The sequence below is a fragment of the Burkholderia sp. BCC0097 genome (genome assembly GCF_902832985.1).
GTDB lineage: Bacteria > Pseudomonadota > Gammaproteobacteria > Burkholderiales > Burkholderiaceae > Burkholderia > Burkholderia orbicola.
In genome coordinates this window covers 38,108-59,347 of record NZ_CADFDM010000007.1, presented here as the reverse complement: position 1 = coordinate 59,347, position 21,240 = coordinate 38,108, and the positions used below count along the sequence as shown (strand labels likewise).

Genomic DNA, 21,240 nt, shown 5'->3' with positions numbered 1-21,240 from the left:
CGCCAGCCTTATGCGCGGCACTCCGCGGGCGCGTATTTCGCGGGCAGCGTCGCGGCGTTACCCGGCAACGGCCCCGCTCCGGGCGCCGGCAGCGACGACGCGTCCTTGCCGGCAGCGAAGCATTCCCACGCAATCGCGCCTGCCTGTATCGCACCCTTTTTGAGCGGCACGCGTGCGGTGGGCGCATCGGCCTTGTCGGGCGCGGACGGCACGAGCACCAGCGTATTCGTGCCGGCCGCGGCGACGCGGCTGGTGAATGCGACCGTGATCTGGCCGGTATTGGCGTCGATCGCGACCGATTCGACGTTGCGGGTCGCGGCAGGCGGGCTGTAGCCGCCGTCGAGGCTCGCGCCGCTCGCGGCATTGTCGGCGACCGCGAGCCGCGCCGACGACGCGAGCGCCAGCCCCTCGCCGACGCGCGAACGCGCGAGGTAGTCCTGGTACGCGGGAATCGCATAGGCCGCGACGACCCCGACGATCGCCAGCACGATCATCAGTTCGATCAGCGTGAAGCCGGCCAGCCGCCAGCGCGACGACGGCCGGTTCGCGCGCCGCAGATCGGCGGCAACGCGACGGAACAGGGAAACGGAAAAGGCTTCGAACATGGCAGGCTCCGGAAACGAAAAACGCCTGCCGACAAAGGCAGGCGTCTCGATCGTAGCCAGCGGGCCGCGAAGCCGGCAGTCAGCCGGATGGCCAGTCAGCGTGCGTGCGGTACGCTGCGGCGTTTCCTGAGCGCGTAACCGATCGCCACGACGAACAACGCGCCGGCGATGCTCGCGCCGTAGACCACCGACGGCGCATCGAGCACCGGCCAGCGGTCGCCAACCGGATCGTTCACGATCAGCCCGCCCGCGATCCAGCCGAGCAGCCCGGCGCCAAACGCCACGACGACCGGGAAACGGTCGAGCAGCTTCAGCACCAGCGTGCTGCCCCACACGATGATCGGCACGCTGACGATGAGCCCGAAGATCACGAGCGCGATCCGGTGCGACGGATCGGCCTGCTCGGCCGCGCCAGCGATCGCGATCACGTTGTCGAGGCTCATGACCGCGTCGGCGATCACGATCGTCTTCACGGCGTCCCACAGCCGGTCGGCCGGTTTGATGTTGTCGTGCGCGTCGGCGGCCGGCGCCATCAGCTTGATGCCGATCCACAGCAGCAGCAGCCCGCCGCCGAGCTTCAGGAACGGCACGTCGAGCAGCGCGACCGCGAACGTGATCAGCGCGACACGCAGCAGGATCGCCCCCGCGGTGCCCCAGACGACGCCGCGCAGCCGCTGGTTCGCCGGCAGGTTGCGGCACGCAAGCGCGATCACGACCGCGTTGTCGCCGCCGAGCAGGATATCGATGATGACGATCTGGAGAATGGCGCCCCAGTGCAGCGAGGTCAGGAATTCGAGCATGGCGGAGAGGAAAGGACAACGGCCGCCTCGCGGGCGACCCGGTTCGTCGTCGGCGCATGCAGGACGCATGCCCGGTGCTTACGAATTCATTGCGGGAGCATAACAAAAAACGCCGGCAAAGCCGGCGTTTTTTGCAGGACGAGCCCGATGGAAATGATTACAGCGCCTTCTTCAGCAGACGGCCCATTTCCGACGGGTTGCGCGTGACGGTGATGCCGCACGCTTCCATGATTTCCAGCTTCGCTTCGGCCGTATCCGCACCGCCCGAGATAAGCGCGCCGGCGTGGCCCATGCGCTTGCCCGGAGGCGCCGTGACGCCAGCGATGAAGCCGACGACCGGCTTCTTCATGTTGTCCTTGATCCACTCGGCGGCGTTGGCTTCGTCCGGACCGCCGATTTCGCCGATCATCACGACCGCATCCGTATCCGGATCGTCGTTGAACATCTTCATCACGTCGATGTGCTTCAGACCGTTGATCGGGTCGCCGCCGATACCGACTGCCGACGACTGGCCGAGGCCGAGTGCCGTCAGCTGGGCAACCGCTTCATACGTCAGCGTGCCCGAACGCGACACGACGCCGATGCGGCCCTTGCGGTGGATGTGACCCGGCATGATGCCGATCTTCAGTTCGTCGGGCGTGATCGTGCCCGGGCAGTTCGGCCCGAGCAGCAGCGTCTTGCGGCCTTCGCGACGCATGCGGTCCTTCACTTCGATCATGTCACGGACAGGGATGCCTTCCGTGATGCAGATCGCGAGATCGAGGTCGGCTTCGACCGCTTCCCAGATCGCAGCCGCCGCGCCTGCCGGCGGAACGTAGATGACCGACACGGTCGCGCCGGTTTCCGCCTTCGCTTCCTTCACGCTCGCGTAGATCGGAATGCCTTCGAAATCTTCGCCGGCCTTCTTCGGGTTCACGCCCGCGACGAATGCTTCGCGGCCGTTTGCGTATTCACGGCAGGCGCGCGTATGGAACTGACCGGTTTTGCCGGTAATGCCCTGCGTGATGACCTTCGTGTCCTTGTTGATCAGAATCGACATGTATTTTGACCTCTGTTCGATGGGCGTCGCGTGCAAACCGCGCCGCCACACGTGTTCATTAGCGCGTGCTTACTTGCCTGCGGCAGCCGCGACGACCTTCTGCGCAGCCTCTTCCATGCTGTCCGCCGAGATGATCGGCAGGCCCGAATCGGCCAGCATCTTCTTGCCGAGGTCCTCGTTCGTGCCCTTCATGCGCACGACGAGCGGCACGTTCAGGTTCACGGCCTTCGAACCGGCGATCACGCCTTCCGCGATCACGTCGCAGCGCATGATGCCGCCGAAGATGTTCACGAGGATCGCCTTCAGGTCCGGGTTCTTCAGCATCAGCTTGAACGCTTCCGTGACCTTCTCGGTCGTCGCACCGCCGCCGACGTCCAGGAAGTTCGCCGGTTCGCCGCCGAACAGCTTGATGGTGTCCATCGTCGCCATCGCGAGGCCTGCGCCGTTCACGAGACAGCCGATGTTGCCGTCGAGCGAGATGTACGCGAGATCGAACTTCGACGCTTCGATTTCCGCCGGATCTTCTTCGTCCAGATCGCGGTACGCGACGATTTCCGGATGACGGAACAGCGCGTTCGAGTCGAAGTTGAACTTCGCGTCGAGTGCGGTGACCTTGCCGTCGCCGGAGACGTTCAGCGGGTTGATTTCAGCCAGCGATGCGTCGGTTTCCCAGAATGCCTTGTACAGGCCTTGCAGGATCGCGCGCGCTTGCGGGATCGAAGCAGCCGGCACGCCGATCTTCGCGGCGAGGTCGTCGGCCTGCGCGTCCAGCAGGCCCGTCGACGGCTCGACGATGACCTTGTGGATCAGTTCCGGGTGCTTTTCGGCGACTTCTTCGATGTCCATGCCGCCTTCGCTCGAGCCCATCAGCACGATCTTCTGCGAGATGCGGTCGACGACGAGGCTGACATACAGTTCCTGCTTGATGTCGGCGCCTTCTTCGATCATCAGACGGTTGACCTTCTGGCCTTCCGGACCGGTCTGGTGCGTGACGAGCTGCATGCCGAGGATCTGGTTCGCGTATTCGCGCACCTGCTCGATCGACTTCGCCACCTTCACGCCGCCGCCCTTGCCACGGCCACCCGCGTGAATCTGAGCCTTCACGACCCATACCGGGCCGCCGAGCTCTTCCGCCACCTTGACGGCCTCGTCAACCGAGAACGCCGGCTTGCCGCGCGGTACCGCGACTCCGAATTTCCGCAGGATTTCCTTACCCTGGTACTCGTGAATCTTCATGCGTGATTCCCTTCAGTCTGAGAGTTGGATGAAAAGTCGCTTAAGACGCTTCTTCGAATGATTTCCGTTCATTCCTTCGTGCTGCCTTCACCGGGCAGATCCGGCCGAATCGGGCCGTACCAGCGCGGGTAGTACTGCCGCACGACCTCACCGTCGAATCGCAGCGCACGGCAGCGGCCGAGCTGGAAAGGCGGTTCGGCGTGCGCGCCGTCGTGATCCGGCCCTTCGCCGCCCTCCTCGCGCACGTTCCACACGTCACCGGCGAACGCCTGGATCGCCGCCGTCGGCAGCACGGCGCACAGTTCGGTGAGATGGGAACAGCCTGCGACGCCGGCGAGCAGCCGGTTCGCGTTGCGGCGGAAATTGCGGAAGAGATTGAGCCCGATGAGGGCCCGATAGGCGGGCGGGGCGGATTGACAATGACCAGGATAGGGCACCCATTCCGAAGACGCTTCGGCGTCGACGACATTGAGGTCACGATCGATGGTCACGCGCAGCCAGAGTTCGTGGATCGGCAGGCCCTGGGGCCGGATGCCCGACGCAAGCGCGACATCGCGCGGCTTGTGGTCGGTCAGGCAGGCTTCGATGTCCCACAAGCCGTCGCCGCGCTCGTAGGCTTCCGCTCGGATTGCGCGTCGATGTCGCAACTGACGGGGCACGGGCTCGGATAGCGGCATGCTGGAGGTTGAGGCCGAAGAGGAAAACCCGTGGATTTTAGCATATTGGGTATTTGAGACAGTTTGCCGCGACGGCGGGTATTCCCGCCTGTCCGGAAGCGGTTGCAATGCAGCAAAATCGCGCGCCACGCGCGCGACCGGGCAGCTCAGTCGTCGATCGGGAAATCGTCGCCGACCTTCAGCAACTTCACGATGGTCGCGCTCGAGAAGCCGCGCGCGGCCAGGAAGCGCGCCTGCTTCGCGCGTTCGGCGGGCGTTTGCGGCAGTGCACCGAATTTCTTGCGCCAGACGGCCTGCGCGCGCGTCAATTCGGTCTCGCGCAATTGGGCATTCACCTCTTCGACGAGACTGTCGCCGACCGCATGGCGCTTCAATTCGCTGACGATGCGCGCGACGCCGACACGCGACGCGCGACGATGCACGAGGCTCTCGGCGAAGCGCGCGTCGGACAGCCAGCCTTCCTGCTCCAGCGCATCGAGCACCGGTTCGATGGACTCGCCTTCGTCGACGTAGGGTGCGAGTTTGCGCGCGAGCTCCGCGCGGCTGTATTCGCGCCTCGACAGATAGCCGAGCGCGCGGCCCTTCAACGATCGCGCCGGCTTCGACGACTTGCGCTCGCTGGCGCCCGGCGCGTCGCTTGAAGCAGCGCCGCCGGAAGATGCGCCGAAAGACGCACCGGCTGCGCGGCGTGTGCGGCGCGGATGCTGGCTGCTGCGCGTATAGACGTCTTCCGTCACGGGCGTATCGGCTGTGCGATCGCCCGGGGCACGATCGCCCGGGAAGCGGACACCGGACACGCGACGGCGGGAGCGATCATGCGCGTCGAACGACTCATCGTCGTCGAACGGATCGTCCGGTGCGGCGATCTCAAATGAAACGAGGGCATCGTCAGATGCCCTCGTCGCGGTGCGGTTCGCGGCGTTGCCGCCTGCGCCCCGCCGGTCGGCGCCCGAGGAACCGGCTCGCCGGCCGGAGCGACCCGCCGTTTCGGGCACGTCGCGCTCCTCCGGCTCGCCAGCCTGACCTCGGCGCACAACCATTACTCTTCTTCGTCCAACGCCTCGGCTTCGTTGGCTACGCCATCGGGCATGCTGACGACACCGAGCGATTCGCGGATGCGGTTTTCGATCTCGCGTGCGATTTCCGGATTCTCGCGCAGGAATTCACGCGCATTGTCCTTGCCCTGGCCGATCTTCTCGCCGTTGTAGCTGTACCAGGCGCCCGCCTTGTCGACGATCTTCGCCTGCACGCCAAGATCGATGATCTCGCCCTGACGCGAAATGCCTTCGCCGTACAGGATGTCGAAGATCGCTTCGCGGAACGGCGGCGACACCTTGTTCTTGACGACCTTCACGCGGGTTTCGTTGCCGATCACCTCGTCGTTCTTCTTGATCGAGCCGATCCGGCGAATGTCGAGACGCACCGACGAATAGAACTTCAGCGCGTTGCCGCCCGTGGTGGTTTCCGGGTTGCCGAACATCACGCCGATCTTCATTCGGATCTGGTTGATGAAGATCACGAGGCAGTTCGTGCGCTTGATCGTGCCGGTCAGCTTGCGCAGCGCCTGCGACATCAGGCGAGCCTGCAGACCCGGCAGCGAATCGCCCATCTCGCCTTCGATTTCGGCCTTCGGCACGAGCGCCGCGACCGAGTCGATGACGATCATGTCGATCGAGCCCGAACGCACCAGCGCATCGGTGATTTCGAGCGCCTGCTCGCCGGTGTCCGGCTGCGAGATCAGCAGTTCCGGCACGTTCACGCCGAGCTTCGACGCGTACTGGACGTCGAGCGCGTGCTCGGCGTCGATGAAGGCTGCCGTGCCGCCGATCTTTTGCAGTTCAGCGATGACTTGCAGCGTGAGGGTGGTTTTACCGGACGATTCCGGACCGTAGATCTCGACCACCCGGCCGCGCGGCAGGCCGCCGACGCCCAGCGCGATGTCGAGACCCAGCGACCCCGTGGAGACGACCTGAATATTCTCGGCCGCCTCGCCGTCGCCCATGCGCATGATCGAGCCCTTGCCGAACTGCTTCTCGATCTGTGCGAGTGCGGCCGCCAGCGCCTTGCTCTTCTCGGCGGTCATCCCGGAGCCCTTCTTGCTATCTTCCATGAATCGTCCTTTGCTATGATGAGCAGCGTCTGTTGGAGGCGCGCCCTTCAAGCGCTGCCCACGAATGCAGACACTGTATAAAAAAACAGTGTTTTGTGCAAGCCCGCAATGCAAAGCGTTGTGCACGAATAACTTCGGAGACAGCCGCGCCGGCGCGAACGCCCTGCCGGCACCGGTCAGCAACATGCGAATTCTCATCGCCGAAGACGACAGCATACTCGCGGACGGCCTCACCCGGTCACTCCGCCAATCGGGCTATGCCGTCGATCACGTGAAGAGCGGCGTCGACGCCGACACCGCGCTGTCGATGCAGACTTTCGACCTGCTGATCCTCGATCTCGGGCTGCCGAAAATGTCCGGGCTCGACGTGCTCAAGCGCCTGCGCGCGCGCAATTCCAATCTCCCCGTGCTGATCCTGACCGCCGCCGACAGCGTCGACGAACGCGTGAAGGGGCTCGACCTCGGCGCCGACGACTACATGGCCAAGCCGTTCGCGCTCAACGAGCTCGAGGCGCGCGTGCGCGCGCTGACCCGGCGCGGCGCCGGCGGCGGCCCGACCGTCGTGCGCCACGGCTCGCTCGCGTTCGACCAGGTCGGCCGCATCGCGTACGCGAACGATCACGTGCTCGATCTCTCCGCGCGCGAGCTCGGCCTCCTCGAGGTGCTGCTGCAGCGGATCGGCCGGCTCGTGTCGAAGGAACAGCTCGTCGATCACCTGTGCGAATGGGGCGAGGAAGTCAGCAACAACGCGATCGAAGTCTACGTGCACCGGCTGCGCAAGAAGATCGAACCAAGCGGCGTGCGGATCTCGACCGTGCGCGGCCTCGGCTATTGCCTCGAGAAGGTCGCGCCCGCGACGCCGGCCGACACGGCGGCGCCCCAGCCCGCGGCGGCCGGCACGCCGCTGCGCTGACGCCGGGCGTCGCCGCGATGGCCACGCCGGCCCATTCCCGCCACCCGACCGGCGCGCCGTCGTCGGCTGCCGACGAGGCGCGCGACGCGCGCTACGAGAACCCGTTCGCGCCGCCCGACGAAACCGAATCGCCCGAAACGCCGCGCCCGCGCTCGCTGTTCGGCGAAATCCTCGACTGGATGCTCGCGCCGCTGCTGCTGCTGTGGCCGATGAGCATCGCCGTCACCTATCTCGTCGCGAAGACGATCGCGAACAGCCCGTTCGATCGCGCGCTCGAGACCAACGCCTACGTGCTCGCGCGGCAGATCCATCCGGTCAACGGCGTCGCCGAGTTGACGCTGCCGGAGCAGACGCGCGACTTCCTGCGTGCGGACAACATCGACAGCGTGTACTTCCAGGTGCTCGGCACGCGCGGCGAGCTGGTCGCCGGCGAAGCCGACATGCCGCTGCCGCGCGACGAGGACCGGCCGCCGCCTGGCGTCGTCGTGTTCCGCGACGATCTGCTGCGCGGCAACGACGTGCGCGTCGCGTATACGACCGTCGCGCTGCCGCAGGCGAGCGGCGCGCAGCCCGTGCTCGTGCAGGTCGGCGAGACGCTCGACAAGCGCAACGCGCTCGCGAACGACATCATCAAGGGCGTGATCCTGCCGCAATTCGTGATCCTACCGCTCGCGATCCTGCTCGTCTGGTTCGGGCTGTCGCGCGGGCTCGCACCGCTCAACGCGCTGCAGGCGCACATTCGCGCGCGCCGGCCCGACGACCTGTCGCCCGTCGAGGCGCAGCGCGCGCCGCCCGAGATCGAGCCGCTCGTCACGTCGTTCAACGAACTGCTCGCGCGCCTCGAACAGAACATGGCGCTGCAGAAACGCTTCATCGCCGACGCCGCGCACCAGATGAAGACGCCGCTCGCGGGCCTGCGCACGCAGGCCGAGTTCGCGCTACGCCACCCGGTGCCGCCCGACGTGCAGCGCTCGCTCGAGCAGATCGCGACGAGCTCCGAGCAGGCCGCGCGGCTCGTCACGCAACTGCTGGCGCTCGCGCGCGCCGAGAACCGCGCGAGCGGGCTGACGTTCGAGCCGGTCGAGATCGGTTCGCTCGCGCGGCGCACCGTGCGCGACTGGGTGCAGGCCGCGCTCGCGAAACGCATGGACCTCGGGTACGAAGGCCCGGACGACGATGCGCCGCTCGAGGTCGACGGCAATCCGGTGATGCTGCGCGAGATGCTCGGCAACCTGGTCGACAACGCGATCCGCTATACGCCCGAAGGCGGCCGCATCACCGTGCGCGTGCGGGCCGAGCGCGCGGCGCGGCGCGTGCATCTCGAAGTCGAGGATACCGGCCCCGGTATCCCGGCCGGCGAGCGCGAGCGCGTCGTCGAGCGTTTCTACCGGATCCTCGGCCGCGAAGGCGACGGCAGCGGCCTCGGGCTCGCGATCGTGCGCGAGATCGCCACGCAGCACGGCGGCACGCTGACGCTCGACGATCACGTCTACCAGCACGCGCCGCGCCTCGCCGGCACGCTGGTGCGCATCAGCCTGCCGCTCACCGATACCGCCCCGGATTAACCCTGACGCGCGCCGCCACGGCGCGGCGCCAATACGCAGAAACCGGCGCTTTACCGGACGTTCACGCCACAATCGACACACGAAGCGACTGATTCGACACGGGTTAACGCGCAGTCGTTTTGTACGCGCAAGTCAGTGCGCCGTAAGTTTCCGTGCCAATAATCGTCGACAGGCCCGCCCCTCCCAAGGCGGCCGCACATCTATATCAAGGGACTTGGAGACGATTCATGGCAACGTTAGGCGGGCAAATTTCGCACTCGCCGATGACGGGCGAAGAGAAGAAGGTGATCTTCGCGTCGTCGCTCGGCACCGTGTTCGAGTGGTACGACTTTTACCTGGCCGGCTCGCTCGCGGCCTACATCAGCAAGAGCTTCTTCTCCGGCGTCAATCCGACCGCCGCGTTCATCTTCACGCTGCTCGGCTTCGCGGCCGGCTTCGCGGTGCGGCCGTTCGGCGCGATCGTGTTCGGTCGGCTCGGCGACCTCGTCGGCCGCAAGCACACGTTCCTCGTGACGATCGTGATCATGGGCATCTCGACGTTCGTGGTCGGCTTCCTGCCCGGCTACGCGTCGATCGGCATCGCCGCCCCCGTGATCTTCATCGCGATGCGGCTGTTGCAGGGCCTCGCGCTCGGCGGCGAGTACGGCGGCGCGGCGACCTACGTCGCCGAGCATGCACCGGCCAACCGGCGCGGCTTCTACACTGCCTGGATCCAGACGACGGCCACGCTCGGGCTGTTCCTGTCGCTGCTCGTGATCCTCGGCGTGCGCACGTTCATCGGCGAGGAAGCGTTCGGCAACTGGGGCTGGCGCGTGCCGTTCGTCGCGTCGATCCTGCTGCTCGGGGTGTCGGTGTGGATCCGGCTGCAACTGAACGAATCGCCGGTGTTCCTGCGCATCAAGGCGGAAGGCAAGACGTCGAAGGCGCCGCTGACCGAAGCGTTCGGCCAGTGGAAGAACCTGAAGATCGTGATCCTCGCGCTGATCGGCCTGACGGCCGGCCAGGCCGTCGTGTGGTACACGGGCCAGTTCTACGCGCTGTTCTTCCTCACGCAGACGCTGAAGGTCGACGGCGCCAGCGCGAACATCCTGATCGCGATCGCGCTCCTGATCGGCACGCCGTTCTTCCTGTTCTTCGGTTCGCTGTCGGACAAGATCGGCCGCAAGCCGATCATCCTCGCCGGCTGCCTGATCGCGGCGCTGACCTACTTCCCGCTGTTCAAGGCGCTCACGCACTACGCGAACCCGCAGCTCGAACTCGCGACGCAGAAGGCGCCGATCACGGTCGTCGCCGATCCGGCCACCTGCTCGTTCCAGTTCAACCCGGTGGGCACGTCGAAATTCACCAGCTCGTGCGACATCGCGAAGAGCGCGCTCGCGAAGGCCGGCCTGAACTACGAGAACGTCGCGGCGCCGGCCGGCACGCAGGCCGAAATCAAGGTCGGCGACACGGTGATCCAGACCTACGACGGCAAGGCGGCCGACGCGAAGGCGCAGGGCGCGGCGTTCGACAAGACGCTCGCGTCGACGCTGAAGGGGGCCGGCTACCCGGCGAAGGCCGACCCGGCGCAACTCAACTGGCCGATGACGATCGTGATCCTGACCATCCTCGTGATCTTCGTAACGATGGTCTACGGCCCGATCGCCGCGATGCTGGTCGAGATGTTCCCGACGCGAATCCGCTACACGTCGATGTCGCTGCCCTATCACATCGGCAACGGCTGGTTCGGCGGCTTCCTCCCGGCGACCGCGTTCGCGATCGTCGCGGCGAAGGGCAACATCTACTCGGGGCTCTGGTATCCGATCGTGATCGCGCTGGCCACGTTCGTGATCGGCCTGCTGTTCGTGAAGGAGACGAAGGACTCGGACATCTACGCGCAGGATTGATGTCGGGTCCGCGGCGGGGACGGCCGGCGGAGGCTCTTCTTCCGGTGACCGGCTCCCGCCTGCGATGGAGGTCGGCACGGCGGCTGGCAACTTTTTTCGGGAAAGATGGAAAAAGGTATTGACAGCCGACGGGCCGATCGACATAATTCAAGTCTTCACGGCGAATTAGCTCAGTCGGTTAGAGCGACGGAATCATAATCCGCAGGTCCGGGGTTCGAATCCCTGATTCGCCACCAAATGCGAAAAGCCGCTGTTTCGAAAGAAACAGCGGCTTTTTTCATTGCTTCATCCGGCGCACGCGGCGTCGCGCGTTGCCCGCCTTCAGCCCGCGCGATGCGCCGCGACTACGCCACCACCACTCCGCGCTGCGCATCCGGCGTCTCCGCCCGCAGCTTCCCCCGCCAGTTCTCCCCACCCTCCAGCGCCGGCGTCGACTCGAACACCTCCGCGATCCAGTCGGCGAACACGCGCACCTTCTGCGACAGATGCCGGTTGTGCGGATACACGATCGAGATCGGCTTCGGCTTCGGATTGCAGTCCGGCAGCACCTCGACGAGCGAGCCGTCGAGCAGGTGCGGCAGCACCATGAACAGCGTCGGCTGGATCATCCCGAAGCCTTCGAGCCCGCACGTCACGTACGCATCCGAATCGTTGACCGTGACGCTGGCGTTCATCCGCACCTCGAACGGCTTGCCGTCGATCATGAACACCCACGGAATCGCCCGCGCGCCGTGGCTTGAGCGAAAATTCACCGCGTGATGCTCGACGAGATCGGCAATCTCGTTCGGCTCGCCGTGACGGGCAAGGTAATCGGGCGACGCGCACGTCACGCGCTTGAGCATCCCGATGCGCCGCGCGACCATCGACGAATCCTCGAGCGGCCCGACCCGGATCATGCAGTCGATGCCTTCCTCGACCGGATCGACGTAGCGGTCGGACAGCCCCAGCTCGAGCGTGATGTCCGGATAGCGCTGCCGGAAGATCGACAGCGACGGCAGCACGACGCGCCGCCCGAGCGAATTCGGCATGTGGACGCGCAGCACGCCGCTCGGCTTGCGGTTGCCGGCCTGGAAACTCGCGTCGGCCTCGGCGATCTCCGCGATGATCTTCATGCAATGCTCGTAGTACGCGGCACCCTCCGGCGTCAGCGACAGCCGGCGCGTGGTCCGGTGCATCAGGCGCACGCCGAGCAGCGCCTCGAGATTCTGGATGATGGTCGTCACCGATGCGCGCGGCATCGCGAGCGTGTCGGCCGCCCGCGTGAAGCTGTTCGCGTCGACCACGCGGGTAAAAACCTCCATTGCCTGGATGCGGTCCATGCTGCTTCCCCCTTCGAATCGCCAACGGGACAGAATAGAGCGCGCGGCGGGCGCGGCACAAGCCCCCGCCTATTGTTCTCCGATCCTGAATAGTTTCGACACTTCGGACTGGAAACCGACGATTTCCGTTCAGTTCCGGGTAGCGGCCGCCGCGGCCTTGCTCATCCGTCGACCGTCACCGCACGAACCGCTCGCGATATCCCTGCGGCGATACGCCCAGCACGCGCACGAAACTGCGCCGCAGCGTCTCCTCCGAACCGAAGCCGCAACGCCCGGCGATCCGCTTGACGGGCCACGCCGTTTCGCCGAGCAGGCGTTGCGCGGCCTCGACCCGGATCTGCTCGACCGCACGCGCGGGCGTGCGGCCGGTTTCCGCGCGATAGTGGCGCACGAAGCTGCGCTCGCTCATGCTCACGCGCTCGGCGAGCGCGGGCACCGACAGGTCGGCCGTCAGGTGCTCGGCCATCCATGCGTGCAGCTCGCCGAACCGGTCGGCGGTGCGCTGCATCGACAGCATCGTGCTGAACTGCGCCTGCCCGCCCGGGCGCTTCAGGAACACGACGAGTTCGCGCGCGACGTCGAGCGCGGTCGCCCGCCCGAGATCCTCCTCGACCAGCGCGAGCGCGAGATCGATGCCGGCCGTCACGCCGGCCGACGTCCACAGCGCGCCTTCGCGGATGAAGATCGGGTCCGGCTCGACGCGCACGCTCGGGTAGCGCGCCGCGAATTCGTCGCAGCGCGCCCAGTGCGTGACCGCGCGCCGCCCGTCGAGCAGGCCGGCCTCGGCGAGCAGGAACGCGCCGGTGCAGACCGACGCCACGCGCCGCGCGCGCCCGGCCTGCTGCCGCACCCAGCGCACCACCCGCGCGTCCTTCGACGCCGCATGCACGCCCTTGCCGCCGGCGACGATCAGCGTGTCGGGACGGCGCGCGGCCGCACGCAGCGACTCGGCCATCACGACGAGGCCCGACGACGTCTCGACGGGCCCCGCTTCGACGGCCACGACGCGCGGCGCATACGGCGCCGGTTGCCCGCGCTCCAGCGCCAGCTCGTTGACGGACGCGAACACCTGCAACGGGCCCGTCACATCGAGCAGTTGCGCACGGGGAAACGCGAGGACCAGGATCGAACGCGGGGCGGCGGCAGGCATGGCGATTGGCTGAAAACGTGGGTGATATGGCAATTTCGCCAAACACTACGCGCCTAGAATCGAACTGTCCATCCCGTGCCGAACGGCGCGCCCCTTCCCTCTCGGAGCCTTCGCATGACCCTGCATATCGGCCTTCTCGTCTTTCCGGGCGTCCAGCAACTCGACCTCACCGGCCCGCACGACGTGCTCGCGTCGCTGCCGGACGCGACCGTCCATCTGGTGTGGAAGTCGCGCGACGCGGTCGCGTCGAGCAGCGGCCTCGCGCTCGCGCCGACCTGCACGTTCGACGACTGCCCGCCGCTCGACGTGATCTGCATCCCGGGCGGCATCGGCATCAACGAACTGCTGCTCGATGCCGAAACGATCGCGTTCGTGCAGCAGCGCGCGGCCACCGCGCGCTACGTGACGTCGGTCTGCACGGGCTCGCTGCTGCTGGGCGTGGCCGGCCTGCTGCGCGGGCGGCGCGCGACGACGCACTGGGCGTTCCACGCGCTGCTCGAACCGCTGGGTGCGATACCCGTGCGCGAGCGCGTCGTGCGCGACGGCAACCTCGTCACGGGCGGCGGCGTGACGGCCGGCATCGACTTCGCGTTGACGATCGCCGCGGAGCTGGTCGGCGACGAAGCCGCGCAGGCGATCCAGCTGCAGCTCGAATATGCGCCCGCGCCGCCGTTCGACGCGGGCTCGCCCGACACCGCGCCGGCGGCGGTCGTGAAGCGCGTCACCGAGCGTTCGGACGCCGGCTTCGCGAAGCGCAAGCAGATCATCGAGCAGGCGCTGCGCGCCACGTCGCGCTGAATGCTGAACGGGAAATTCGGATGCCGGAAAAATCACTGGAACGCAGCGCACGCGCGTGCCGGAGAACACCTCGATGAACATCATCCGGAGTGCCGCATTCACCGCGGACCGCGCGTGGGGCGCCCTCGACATCGCGAACCTGAGCGGTATCACGGTGCGGCTGCACTGGACCGACGAGCCGTATCGCTGGCACGTGAACGACGGCGAGGAGGTGTTCGCGGTGCTCGACGGCCGCGTCGAGATGCGCTACCGCGAAGCGGGCGTCGAGCACGCGACGGTGCTCGAAACGGGCGACGTCTTCCACGCGACGGTCGGGACCGAGCACGTCGCGCATCCGCTCGGCGCCGCGCGCATCCTCGTGATCGAGGCCGAAGGCAGCGTTTGACGGCGGGCGTCGGGGTTTCGATGTCGCGCGGATGACGAGCGCCGCCGCGCGGCGAAGGTCACCCCGAGATCGTCCCGGTTGCCTGCGAGGGGATCAGTTTCGGTAGCGGCGTGCACTGGCACTGGCACAGGTCGTGTTCGAGCGCGACGACCTTGCCCATCACGGTCATCGTGCGCTCGCCGCCGTCCGACACGATCACGCCCGGCGACTTGCATGCCGCGCAGAACACGGCTGCGCCGAGATAGGAAAGTTCGCGCCCGTCGAACGACGAATTGGCGATCCCTTCGAGCACGACGCCGCCGTGATCGGTCGTGTCGCCCTTCAGAATGAATTTGCGGCTCATGATGTCGGTTCTTCCCTCGGAAACGCCGCGCAACGCAACCGCGCACGGGCATCGTGAAACCGCCCGTCGGTCGCGGGCGTCCCGCGAGCATATCACCGCTCGCCGCGGCCGCGACACGTGCCTTGCGCATCGCGCCGGCCGCTCCATCAGGTATTCGCCGCGCACGGTGATTCGGCGCCACGGCATGCTCACGCGCCGCGATGCGCCGCGCCCGATCGCCTGCGGCTACCGCCCCACTGTTCCGTCGTGGGCCGCGCCGGCACGATCGCGCGAAGCTGCCATGGCGACAGGGACGTATCCCGTTCGGCACCCCATTTCATCGATAACGTCTGATGCTTTAACCCAAAAATTAGCCTATATTTTCGTACAATTACTAAATACAAATGCATCAAAAAAGTTTAATAGCAATTCGACTCGAATCATTCATTCGACGCCCCACACATCTCAAAACCCGTCATTCTCCGACCGTTCGCATACCCGATAAATACGCAGCTCCACAATAAACATTCATGAAAACAGGCCGTTAAAATTAAGCAAGCCGATAGATAGAATTCAATCAATGCTTTCTGTTTATCGATAAAAAAATGGACGAACTCCTACCGATGCGACTATTCGTCAAGGTCGCCGAACTTCGCAGTTTCGCGCGCGCAGCCACGGAACTGAACATCTCCAACTCGTCGGCCACCCGCCTCGTCATGAGCATCGAGGACCGGCTCGGCGCACGCCTGCTGAACCGCACCACCCGCAGCCTGTCGCTGACCGACGCCGGCCATCTCTATCTGGCGCAGATACGTCACGTGATCGATGAAATCGACCGGGTCGAGGACACGATCGCCTCGATGCATCACGAACCGATCGGATCGCTGAAAATCGCCGCGCCGGTCATGTTCGGCATGCACGTGCTCGCACCGGCCATCGATACGTTCAAGACGCACCATCCGGCCATCGTGCCGGAAGTCACGATCGTGGACCGTCACGTCGATCTCGTGTCGGAGGGCTTCGACGTCGGTCTGCTGCTGTCCCAGCACATCAGCAACAACACGCTGGTGAAGCGCCCGCTCACGCGGCTCAGGCAACTCGTCTGCGCCGCACCGCAATACGTCGAGCGGCACGGCACGCCCGCGCATCCGCAGGATCTCGCGTCGCACGCCTGCCTGGCGTTCCATGCCGATTTCATGGGCGAATACCTGTCGTTCGATCACGACCAGACGCGCATCACCGTACGCCCGAACAAGTCCGCGTCGTCGAACAACGTCGGGCTGATCCGGAACTGGGCGCTGTCCGGCATGGGCATCGCGGTCCTGCCCGACTTCCTCGTCAAGTCGGATCTCGACGACGGCCGGCTGCTCGCGCTGCTGCCCGGCTATCGGCTCGAGGCCCTCGAGATGAACGTCGCGTACCCGAGCCGCCGGCACTTTCCGCGCAAGGCGCGACTTTTCGTCGACCACCTGATCGACCATTTCGTCAGTTGAATGCAGGACGGCATCGCGCACGATTTTTCATGCCGATTCGCCGTCGCCCGCTCGAACCGCACTCGCCCCGCGCTTGGCCGGAGCGGCACGCCGGCAGGCGCTCCACCGGCCGTCGGCCCGTCGCCCGGCGGGTATGGGCACGCCTGTTGCGCCGGCGCATCTCGGTAGTCGACCGCTCTTGGCAGCCCGCCGCGGAGGACTACACTAATCCTTAATGGGGTGCGGCCGGATAACCGCGCCCTCAGGGAGACGCCGCCATGAATCGGCCGCTGAATCGTATCCTGCCGCGCGTGACCGGTCCCGCCTCGGTGTGGACGTGGGTCAAGTGGTCCTTGCTCGCCGCACTGCTGATCGCGCTCGCGATCGTCGCGCGACTCGTGCAGACCGAGATCGAAACCTCCCGGCTGCAGGCGCGCTACCTGTCCGAGCTCACCCGCGACGTCGGCTATACGGTCGAGGCGGGGCCGAGCGATCACATCCGCTTTCCCGCGAACGGCCCGTACGACCAGCGCTTCGGCTACGCGATGATTCCCGCGTTCCAGCAGCGGCTGCTCGCGCGCGGCTTCGTCGTCAGCGAGCAGGCGCGCGATTCGCAGCGGATGCTGGCACTCGGCGAGCGCGGGCTGTTCCTTCCTTATGAAGAGAAAGACCAGACGGGCCTGATGCTGTTCGATTCGACCGGCTCGCCGCTGTTCGCGACCGTGTTTCCGCAGCGCGTCTACGCGGACTTCGACTCGGTGCCGCGCGTGATCACCGATTCGCTGCTGTTCATCGAGGATCGTTACCTCCTCGATGCGAACGAACCGAACCGCAACCCGGCGATCGACTGGGGACGCTTCAGCCGCGCGCTCGCGGACCAGGCGCTGCACGTCGTGAACCGCCATCAGGCGCGCCCGGGCGGCAGCACGCTCGCGACGCAGATCGAGAAGTTCCGCCATTCGCCCGAGGGCCGCACCGCGACGCCGCCCGAGAAGCTGCGGCAGATCGCCTCCGCGTCGGTGCGCGCCTACCTGAATGGCCCGCAGACGATGCTCGCGCGCCGCACGATCGTCGTGCGCTACCTGAACTCGGTGCCGCTCGCCGCGCGGCCGCACGTGGGCGAAATCACCGGCATAGGCGACGGTCTCGCCGCGTGGTACGGCCGCGACTTCAACGACGTGAACCGCATCCTCTCCGCGCCGACGACCGGCGACAACGTCGACCAGCAAGGCAAGACGTTCCGCGAGGTGTTGTCGCTGCTGATCGCGCAGCGCGCGCCGTCGTACTTCCTCAACCGCGGCTATCCGGCGTTGCAGAAGCTGACCGACAGCTACCTGAGGCTGCTGTCCAACGGCGGCATGATCTCGCCCGCGCTGCGCGATGCCGCGCTCGCCGCGCAGATCGAACGCAGCGCGCCGCCGGCCGCCGCTCGCGTGCAGTCGTTCGTGTCGCGCAAGGCCGTCACCTCCGCGCGCGCGTCGCTGCTGTCGGCGCTGGGCATCAGCGACCTGTACCAGCTCGATCAACTCGACCTGCAGGCCACCAGCACGCTCGACAACGGCGTGCAGCAGGCGGTCGCCGAGCGGCTCGCACGGGCGTCGACGCGCGACGGCGCGCAGGCCGCCGGCCTGTATGGTTTCGAGATGCTCGCGCCGAAGGACGATCCGTCGCACCTCACGTACAGCTTCACGCTGTACGAGCACCGCAACGGCGCGAACATGCTGCGCGTGCAGACCGACAGCGTGAACCAGCCGTTCGACGTGAATCGCGGCGGCCGCATCAACCTCGGCTCGACCGCGAAGCTGCGCACGCTGATCACGTACCTGCAGATCGTCTCCGACCTGCATGCGCGCTATGCGAGCCTGTCGAACGCGGAGCTGGCGCGCGTGAAGCCCGATCCGATCGACGGGCTGTCGCGCTGGGCGCTCGACTATCTGTCGCATACGCGCGACCGCTCGCTGCAGGCGATGCTCGATGCGTCCGTCGAGCGCAAGTATTCGGCGAGCCCGGACGTGTTCTACACCGGCGGCGGCGCGCAGGTGTTCTCCAACTTCGAGAAGTCGGACAACGGCCGCATCCTGACGCTGCACGCGGCGTTCGAGCACTCGGTCAACCTCGTGTTCGTGCGGCTGATGCGCGACATCGTCCACTACGAAACGCTGCAGGCGGCCGGCCCGTCGTCGTCGTGGCTCAACGATCCCGCGCAGCGCCAGCATTACCTGCAGCAATTCGTCGACGGCGAAAGCCAGGTCTACGTGAAGCGCTACTACACGCGCTATGCGGGCAAGGCGCCCGACGACGCGCTCGCGCTGATGCTGCGCGACGTACGCAAGTCGCCGCCGAAGCTCGCGACGGTGCTGCGCAGCGTCGCGCCGAACGAATCGCTCGCGTGGTTCGCGGCGCAGATGCGCGCGCAACTGAAAGGCACGCCGGCCGCGACGCTGTCCGACGACGATCTCGCCGCGCTCTACGCGAAGTACGCGATCGACCGCTTCAACCTCAACGACCGCGGCTATATCGCGAGCGTCCATCCGCTCGCGCTGTGGACGCTCAACTACCTGCGCGCGCACCCGGGCGCGTCGCTCGCCGAGGTTCAGCGCGACAGCCGCGATACGCGTTTCTACACGTATTCGTGGCTGTACAAGACCCGCTACCACGCGACGCAGGACCGGCGCATCCGGCGCATGGTCGAGCTGCGCGCGTACGCGGAGATCACGAAGTCGTGGCGCGCGCTCGGCTACCCGTTCGCGGAAGTGACGCCGTCCTATGCGGCCGCGATCGGTGCATCGGGCGACCAGCCCGACGCGCTCGCGAAGCTGATCGGCCTGATCGCGAACGGCGGCCAGAAGGCGCCGACCGAGACGATCACGCGGCTCGATTTCGCGAAGGGCACGCCGTACGAAACCCGCTTCGTGCGCGCGGCCGCGCAGCCGCAGCCGGTGCTGTCGCCGGAGATCGTCAACGTGGCGCACACGCTGCTGCGCGACGTCGTGCTCCACGGCACCGCGCGCCGCCTCGCGGGCGGGCTCACGCTGCCGGACGGCAAGACGCTCGACGTGTACGGCAAGACGGGGACGGGAGACCAGCGCTTCAACGTCTATGCGCGCGGCGCGCGGCTGATCGAGTCGCGCAAGGTCAACCGCAGCGGCACCTTCGTGTTCGCGATCGGCGACCGGTTCTTCGGCGTGCTGACGGCGACCGCGCACGAACCGTATGCGGCGCGCTACGACTTCACGAGCGCGATGGCCGTGCAGTTGCTGAAGTCGATGGCGCCGGCGCTCGCGCCGCTGATCGAACGCCCGGCCGACGCCGGCACGCGTACCGCGGGGCCGGCGCCGCAGGCGGAAACGCCTGCGCCGGGGGCGGTTGCCGTGCAACCGTCCTGACCGCCTGATCGCGGCGCGTGGGCGCTCGCACCGGCGCGCCGCTCAGTGCGAGCGGCCGTCGTAGTACGTGACGGGCAGCGCGTCGAGGTCGACGCCGTCGAGGCAGCGCACGTTGATCGCGGCCATCGCGGTGCCCTTCGGATCGACGCCCTCGCCGAACGCGTGAATCCCGCAGCGCTTGCAGAAGCGATGCCGGATCACGTGCTTGTTGAACATGTAGGTGGCAAGATTCTCGTCGGGTGTCAGCAGCTTCATGTGGTCGCGCGGCACGAACCACATCAGCGCGCCCTTGCGCCGGCAGATCGAGCAGTTGCACGCCATCACGCCCTGCAGGTCGCCTTCCGCCTCGAACGTCACGTCTCCACAATGACAGCTTCCGCGATAAAGCATGGTCGTCTCCCGGTGCAGCCCGTGCACATCGCCGGCGCCCCAGCGGGACACCGTTGGCCGGACTGATCCAAACGCGTACAGTAGCGCTCGCATGCGCCGCCCGCAATGTCCGGACGGCGCCATCCCTCACCGACCCAGGAGACCGTCATGCTCGAACTGCGCCCCGGCTGCGAATGCTGCAACAAGGACCTGCCGCCCGATTCGTCGGAAGCACGCATCTGTACGTTTGAATGTACGTTCTGCGCGACCTGCGCGGACGACGTGCTGAAGGGCCGTTGCCCGAACTGCGGCGGCGACCTGGTCGCGCGCCCGCGGCGGCCGGCGAGCCTGCTCGAGAAGTACCCGCCGTCGACGGAACGCATCCACAAGCCGGGAGGCTGCGCGAACGCCTGACGGCACGGCACCGGCGCCGCCGGCCCGTTTCCGTCACGACATCTCGATCCGCGCGCGCGTCACCGCGAGCAGCGTCGCCATCGCGCGGCGCGCGCCGCTCTCGTCGCGCACGCGGATCGCGTCGCTGACGGCCGTATGCTCGGCCAGCGACGCGTTGTACACGTCCGCCCGGCGCGCATTCAGCTGTAGTTGCGCCTCGAGCGTGCGATCGATCAGCGCGCCGAGCGGCACCAGCAGCTCGTTGCCGCCGGCCTCCAGCACGCTCAGGTGAAAGTGCAGATCGGCGCGCACCCATTCGTCGACGTTGCGCGCGGCGGCCATCGCGCGCACCGCGCCGTCGATCGCGTCGAATGCTTCGGGCGTATGGGTGCGCGCGGCCAACGCGGCCGCGTGCGGCTCGATCATCTCGCGCATCTCCTGCAGCTTCAGCGCGAATGCGAGCGGCGGCGCGACGCGCGCATACCAGTCGAGCAGGTCGGCATCGAGCAGGTTCCACGCCCGGCGCGGCCGCACGCGCGTGCCAACCTTCGGCCGCGATTCGACCAGCCCCTTCGACGTCAGCGTGCGCAGCGCCTCGCGCATGACCGTACGGCTCACGCCGTACATCTCCATCAGGTCGGGTTCCCTCGGCAGCAGCGATTCGGGCGGATAGTCGCCGCGCAGGATCGCCGTCGCGAGCCGGAAGGCCGTCTGTCCATGCAGGTCGCGTTGAATGATCGTTCTCCGTCGGGCGAATTGCCCACTATCTGCACATTAATGCTATTAATACTATTTTTTATTCGGCTACGCTAGGA

General features: G+C 66.8%; 20 protein-coding genes and 1 tRNA gene. 9 read left to right on the top strand and 12 right to left on the bottom strand.

Annotated features, from left to right (window positions below; all coding sequences use genetic code 11):
* Positions 1-8: 8 nt before the first annotated feature.
* The 7 genes from HWX07_RS23400 to recA form a co-directional block, all read right to left on the bottom strand.
* Positions 9-605, bottom strand: coding sequence for a pilin (locus tag HWX07_RS23400; RefSeq protein ID WP_175877839.1), 597 nt, complete (start codon positions 603-605; stop codon positions 9-11).
* Positions 606-700: 95 nt separating this feature from the next.
* Positions 701-1,405 carry a TerC family protein gene (locus HWX07_RS23395; RefSeq protein WP_175877838.1) on the bottom strand — a complete coding sequence of 235 codons (705 nt, stop codon included), beginning with the start codon at positions 1,403-1,405 and terminating at the stop codon, positions 701-703.
* A gap of 157 nt (positions 1,406-1,562) precedes the next feature.
* Positions 1,563-2,444 (bottom strand): succinate--CoA ligase subunit alpha, encoded by an 882-nt coding sequence (sucD, locus tag HWX07_RS23390; protein ID WP_006477916.1) that lies wholly within the window; start codon positions 2,442-2,444, stop codon positions 1,563-1,565.
* 69 nt (positions 2,445-2,513) lie between these two features.
* Positions 2,514-3,680 (bottom strand): ADP-forming succinate--CoA ligase subunit beta, encoded by a 1,167-nt coding sequence (sucC, locus tag HWX07_RS23385; protein WP_006477915.1) that lies wholly within the window; start codon positions 3,678-3,680, stop codon positions 2,514-2,516.
* A 68-nt stretch (positions 3,681-3,748) separates the two neighbouring features.
* Positions 3,749-4,357: a DUF2889 domain-containing protein gene (locus HWX07_RS23380; protein ID WP_012329167.1), complete on the bottom strand. Its 609-nt coding sequence runs from the start codon at positions 4,355-4,357 to the stop codon at positions 3,749-3,751.
* 146 nt (positions 4,358-4,503) lie between these two features.
* The gene (gene recX, locus HWX07_RS23375; RefSeq protein WP_175877837.1) at positions 4,504-5,397 is read right to left on the bottom strand and encodes a recombination regulator RecX; all 894 of its coding nucleotides are present in this window, start codon (positions 5,395-5,397) and stop codon (positions 4,504-4,506) included.
* Positions 5,397-6,467 carry a recombinase RecA gene (gene recA / locus HWX07_RS23370; protein WP_011546125.1) on the bottom strand — a complete coding sequence of 357 codons (1,071 nt, stop codon included), beginning with the start codon at positions 6,465-6,467 and terminating at the stop codon, positions 5,397-5,399. The genes recX and recA overlap by 1 nt, the downstream gene beginning before the upstream one ends.
* 184 nt (positions 6,468-6,651) lie before the next feature.
* Between recA and HWX07_RS23365 the strand changes: the two genes are divergently transcribed.
* The 4 genes from HWX07_RS23365 (at position 6,652) to HWX07_RS23350 (ending at position 11,067) form a co-directional block, all read left to right on the top strand.
* Positions 6,652-7,380 (top strand): response regulator transcription factor, encoded by a 729-nt coding sequence (locus HWX07_RS23365; protein ID WP_006497347.1) that lies wholly within the window; start codon positions 6,652-6,654, stop codon positions 7,378-7,380.
* A 17-nt stretch (positions 7,381-7,397) separates the two neighbouring features.
* Positions 7,398-8,945, top strand: coding sequence for a sensor histidine kinase (locus tag HWX07_RS23360; RefSeq protein ID WP_175877836.1), 1,548 nt, complete (start codon positions 7,398-7,400; stop codon positions 8,943-8,945).
* Between the two features lie 227 nt (positions 8,946-9,172).
* The gene (locus tag HWX07_RS23355; protein ID WP_175877835.1) at positions 9,173-10,831 is read left to right on the top strand and encodes an MFS transporter; all 1,659 of its coding nucleotides are present in this window, start codon (positions 9,173-9,175) and stop codon (positions 10,829-10,831) included.
* 159 nt (positions 10,832-10,990) lie between these two features.
* Positions 10,991-11,067 (top strand) — tRNA-Met (locus tag HWX07_RS23350).
* A 108-nt stretch (positions 11,068-11,175) separates the two neighbouring features.
* Here the strand turns inward: HWX07_RS23350 and HWX07_RS23345 are convergent.
* A complete protein-coding gene (locus tag HWX07_RS23345; protein WP_175877834.1) occupies positions 11,176-12,150 on the bottom strand; it encodes a LysR family transcriptional regulator in 975 nt (324 codons plus the stop codon).
* A gap of 175 nt (positions 12,151-12,325) precedes the next feature.
* Complete coding sequence (locus HWX07_RS23340; RefSeq protein WP_023476253.1) at positions 12,326-13,300, bottom strand: GlxA family transcriptional regulator; 975 nt, start codon at positions 13,298-13,300, stop codon at positions 12,326-12,328.
* 114 nt (positions 13,301-13,414) lie between these two features.
* Between HWX07_RS23340 and HWX07_RS23335 the strand changes: the two genes are divergently transcribed.
* Both HWX07_RS23335 and HWX07_RS23330 read left to right on the top strand, forming a co-directional pair.
* On the top strand, positions 13,415-14,098 hold the full coding sequence (locus tag HWX07_RS23335) for a DJ-1/PfpI family protein (RefSeq protein WP_175877833.1): 684 nt from the start codon (positions 13,415-13,417) through the stop codon (positions 14,096-14,098).
* A gap of 73 nt (positions 14,099-14,171) precedes the next feature.
* Entirely contained in the window at positions 14,172-14,483 is a 312-nt protein-coding gene (locus HWX07_RS23330; protein WP_175877832.1) for a cupin, read from the top strand.
* A gap of 58 nt (positions 14,484-14,541) precedes the next feature.
* On the opposite strand, the gene HWX07_RS23325 is transcribed toward HWX07_RS23330, so the two are convergent.
* Complete coding sequence (locus tag HWX07_RS23325) at positions 14,542-14,826, bottom strand: PAAR domain-containing protein (RefSeq protein ID WP_012329175.1); 285 nt, start codon at positions 14,824-14,826, stop codon at positions 14,542-14,544.
* Positions 14,827-15,410: 584 nt separating this feature from the next.
* Between HWX07_RS23325 and HWX07_RS23320 the strand changes: the two genes are divergently transcribed.
* Both HWX07_RS23320 and HWX07_RS23315 read left to right on the top strand, forming a co-directional pair.
* Positions 15,411-16,298 (top strand): LysR family transcriptional regulator, encoded by an 888-nt coding sequence (locus HWX07_RS23320; protein WP_175877831.1) that lies wholly within the window; start codon positions 15,411-15,413, stop codon positions 16,296-16,298.
* Positions 16,299-16,555: 257 nt separating this feature from the next.
* Positions 16,556-19,663 carry a transglycosylase domain-containing protein gene (locus HWX07_RS23315; protein WP_175877830.1) on the top strand — a complete coding sequence of 1,036 codons (3,108 nt, stop codon included), beginning with the start codon at positions 16,556-16,558 and terminating at the stop codon, positions 19,661-19,663.
* A 42-nt stretch (positions 19,664-19,705) separates the two neighbouring features.
* On the opposite strand, the gene HWX07_RS23310 is transcribed toward HWX07_RS23315, so the two are convergent.
* A complete protein-coding gene (locus tag HWX07_RS23310) occupies positions 19,706-20,053 on the bottom strand; it encodes a GFA family protein (RefSeq protein WP_175877829.1) in 348 nt (115 codons plus the stop codon).
* A gap of 147 nt (positions 20,054-20,200) precedes the next feature.
* Here HWX07_RS23310 and HWX07_RS23305 point away from each other — a divergent pair, with 147 nt between their 5' ends.
* On the top strand, positions 20,201-20,446 hold the full coding sequence (locus tag HWX07_RS23305) for a DUF1272 domain-containing protein (protein ID WP_175877828.1): 246 nt from the start codon (positions 20,201-20,203) through the stop codon (positions 20,444-20,446).
* Positions 20,447-20,479: 33 nt separating this feature from the next.
* Here HWX07_RS23305 and HWX07_RS23300 read toward each other — a convergent pair whose 3' ends face one another.
* Positions 20,480-21,163 (bottom strand): FadR/GntR family transcriptional regulator, encoded by a 684-nt coding sequence (locus HWX07_RS23300; protein ID WP_175878153.1) that lies wholly within the window; start codon positions 21,161-21,163, stop codon positions 20,480-20,482.
* Positions 21,164-21,240: the final 77 nt, after the last annotated feature.

Coding starts and splice junctions, on each gene's coding strand:
- HWX07_RS23315 (WP_175877830.1), top strand. CDS start 16,556: ATGAATCGGCCGCTGAATCGTATCCTGCCGCGCGTGACCGGTCCCGCC.
- HWX07_RS23310 (WP_175877829.1), bottom strand. CDS start 20,053: ATGCTTTATCGCGGAAGCTGTCATTGTGGAGACGTGACGTTCGAGGCG.
- HWX07_RS23345 (WP_175877834.1), bottom strand. CDS start 12,150: ATGGACCGCATCCAGGCAATGGAGGTTTTTACCCGCGTGGTCGACGCG.
- recX (WP_175877837.1), bottom strand. CDS start 5,397: ATGGTTGTGCGCCGAGGTCAGGCTGGCGAGCCGGAGGAGCGCGACGTG.
- HWX07_RS23360 (WP_175877836.1), top strand. CDS start 7,398: ATGGCCACGCCGGCCCATTCCCGCCACCCGACCGGCGCGCCGTCGTCG.
- HWX07_RS23340 (WP_023476253.1), bottom strand. CDS start 13,300: ATGCCTGCCGCCGCCCCGCGTTCGATCCTGGTCCTCGCGTTTCCCCGT.
- recA (WP_011546125.1), bottom strand. CDS start 6,467: ATGGAAGATAGCAAGAAGGGCTCCGGGATGACCGCCGAGAAGAGCAAG.
- HWX07_RS23305 (WP_175877828.1), top strand. CDS start 20,201: ATGCTCGAACTGCGCCCCGGCTGCGAATGCTGCAACAAGGACCTGCCG.
- HWX07_RS23355 (WP_175877835.1), top strand. CDS start 9,173: ATGGCAACGTTAGGCGGGCAAATTTCGCACTCGCCGATGACGGGCGAA.
- HWX07_RS23380 (WP_012329167.1), bottom strand. CDS start 4,357: ATGCCGCTATCCGAGCCCGTGCCCCGTCAGTTGCGACATCGACGCGCA.
- HWX07_RS23395 (WP_175877838.1), bottom strand. CDS start 1,405: ATGCTCGAATTCCTGACCTCGCTGCACTGGGGCGCCATTCTCCAGATC.
- HWX07_RS23330 (WP_175877832.1), top strand. CDS start 14,172: ATGAACATCATCCGGAGTGCCGCATTCACCGCGGACCGCGCGTGGGGC.
- sucD (WP_006477916.1), bottom strand. CDS start 2,444: ATGTCGATTCTGATCAACAAGGACACGAAGGTCATCACGCAGGGCATT.
- HWX07_RS23325 (WP_012329175.1), bottom strand. CDS start 14,826: ATGAGCCGCAAATTCATTCTGAAGGGCGACACGACCGATCACGGCGGC.
- HWX07_RS23400 (WP_175877839.1), bottom strand. CDS start 605: ATGTTCGAAGCCTTTTCCGTTTCCCTGTTCCGTCGCGTTGCCGCCGAT.
- HWX07_RS23365 (WP_006497347.1), top strand. CDS start 6,652: ATGCGAATTCTCATCGCCGAAGACGACAGCATACTCGCGGACGGCCTC.
- HWX07_RS23320 (WP_175877831.1), top strand. CDS start 15,411: ATGGACGAACTCCTACCGATGCGACTATTCGTCAAGGTCGCCGAACTT.
- sucC (WP_006477915.1), bottom strand. CDS start 3,680: ATGAAGATTCACGAGTACCAGGGTAAGGAAATCCTGCGGAAATTCGGA.
- HWX07_RS23335 (WP_175877833.1), top strand. CDS start 13,415: ATGACCCTGCATATCGGCCTTCTCGTCTTTCCGGGCGTCCAGCAACTC.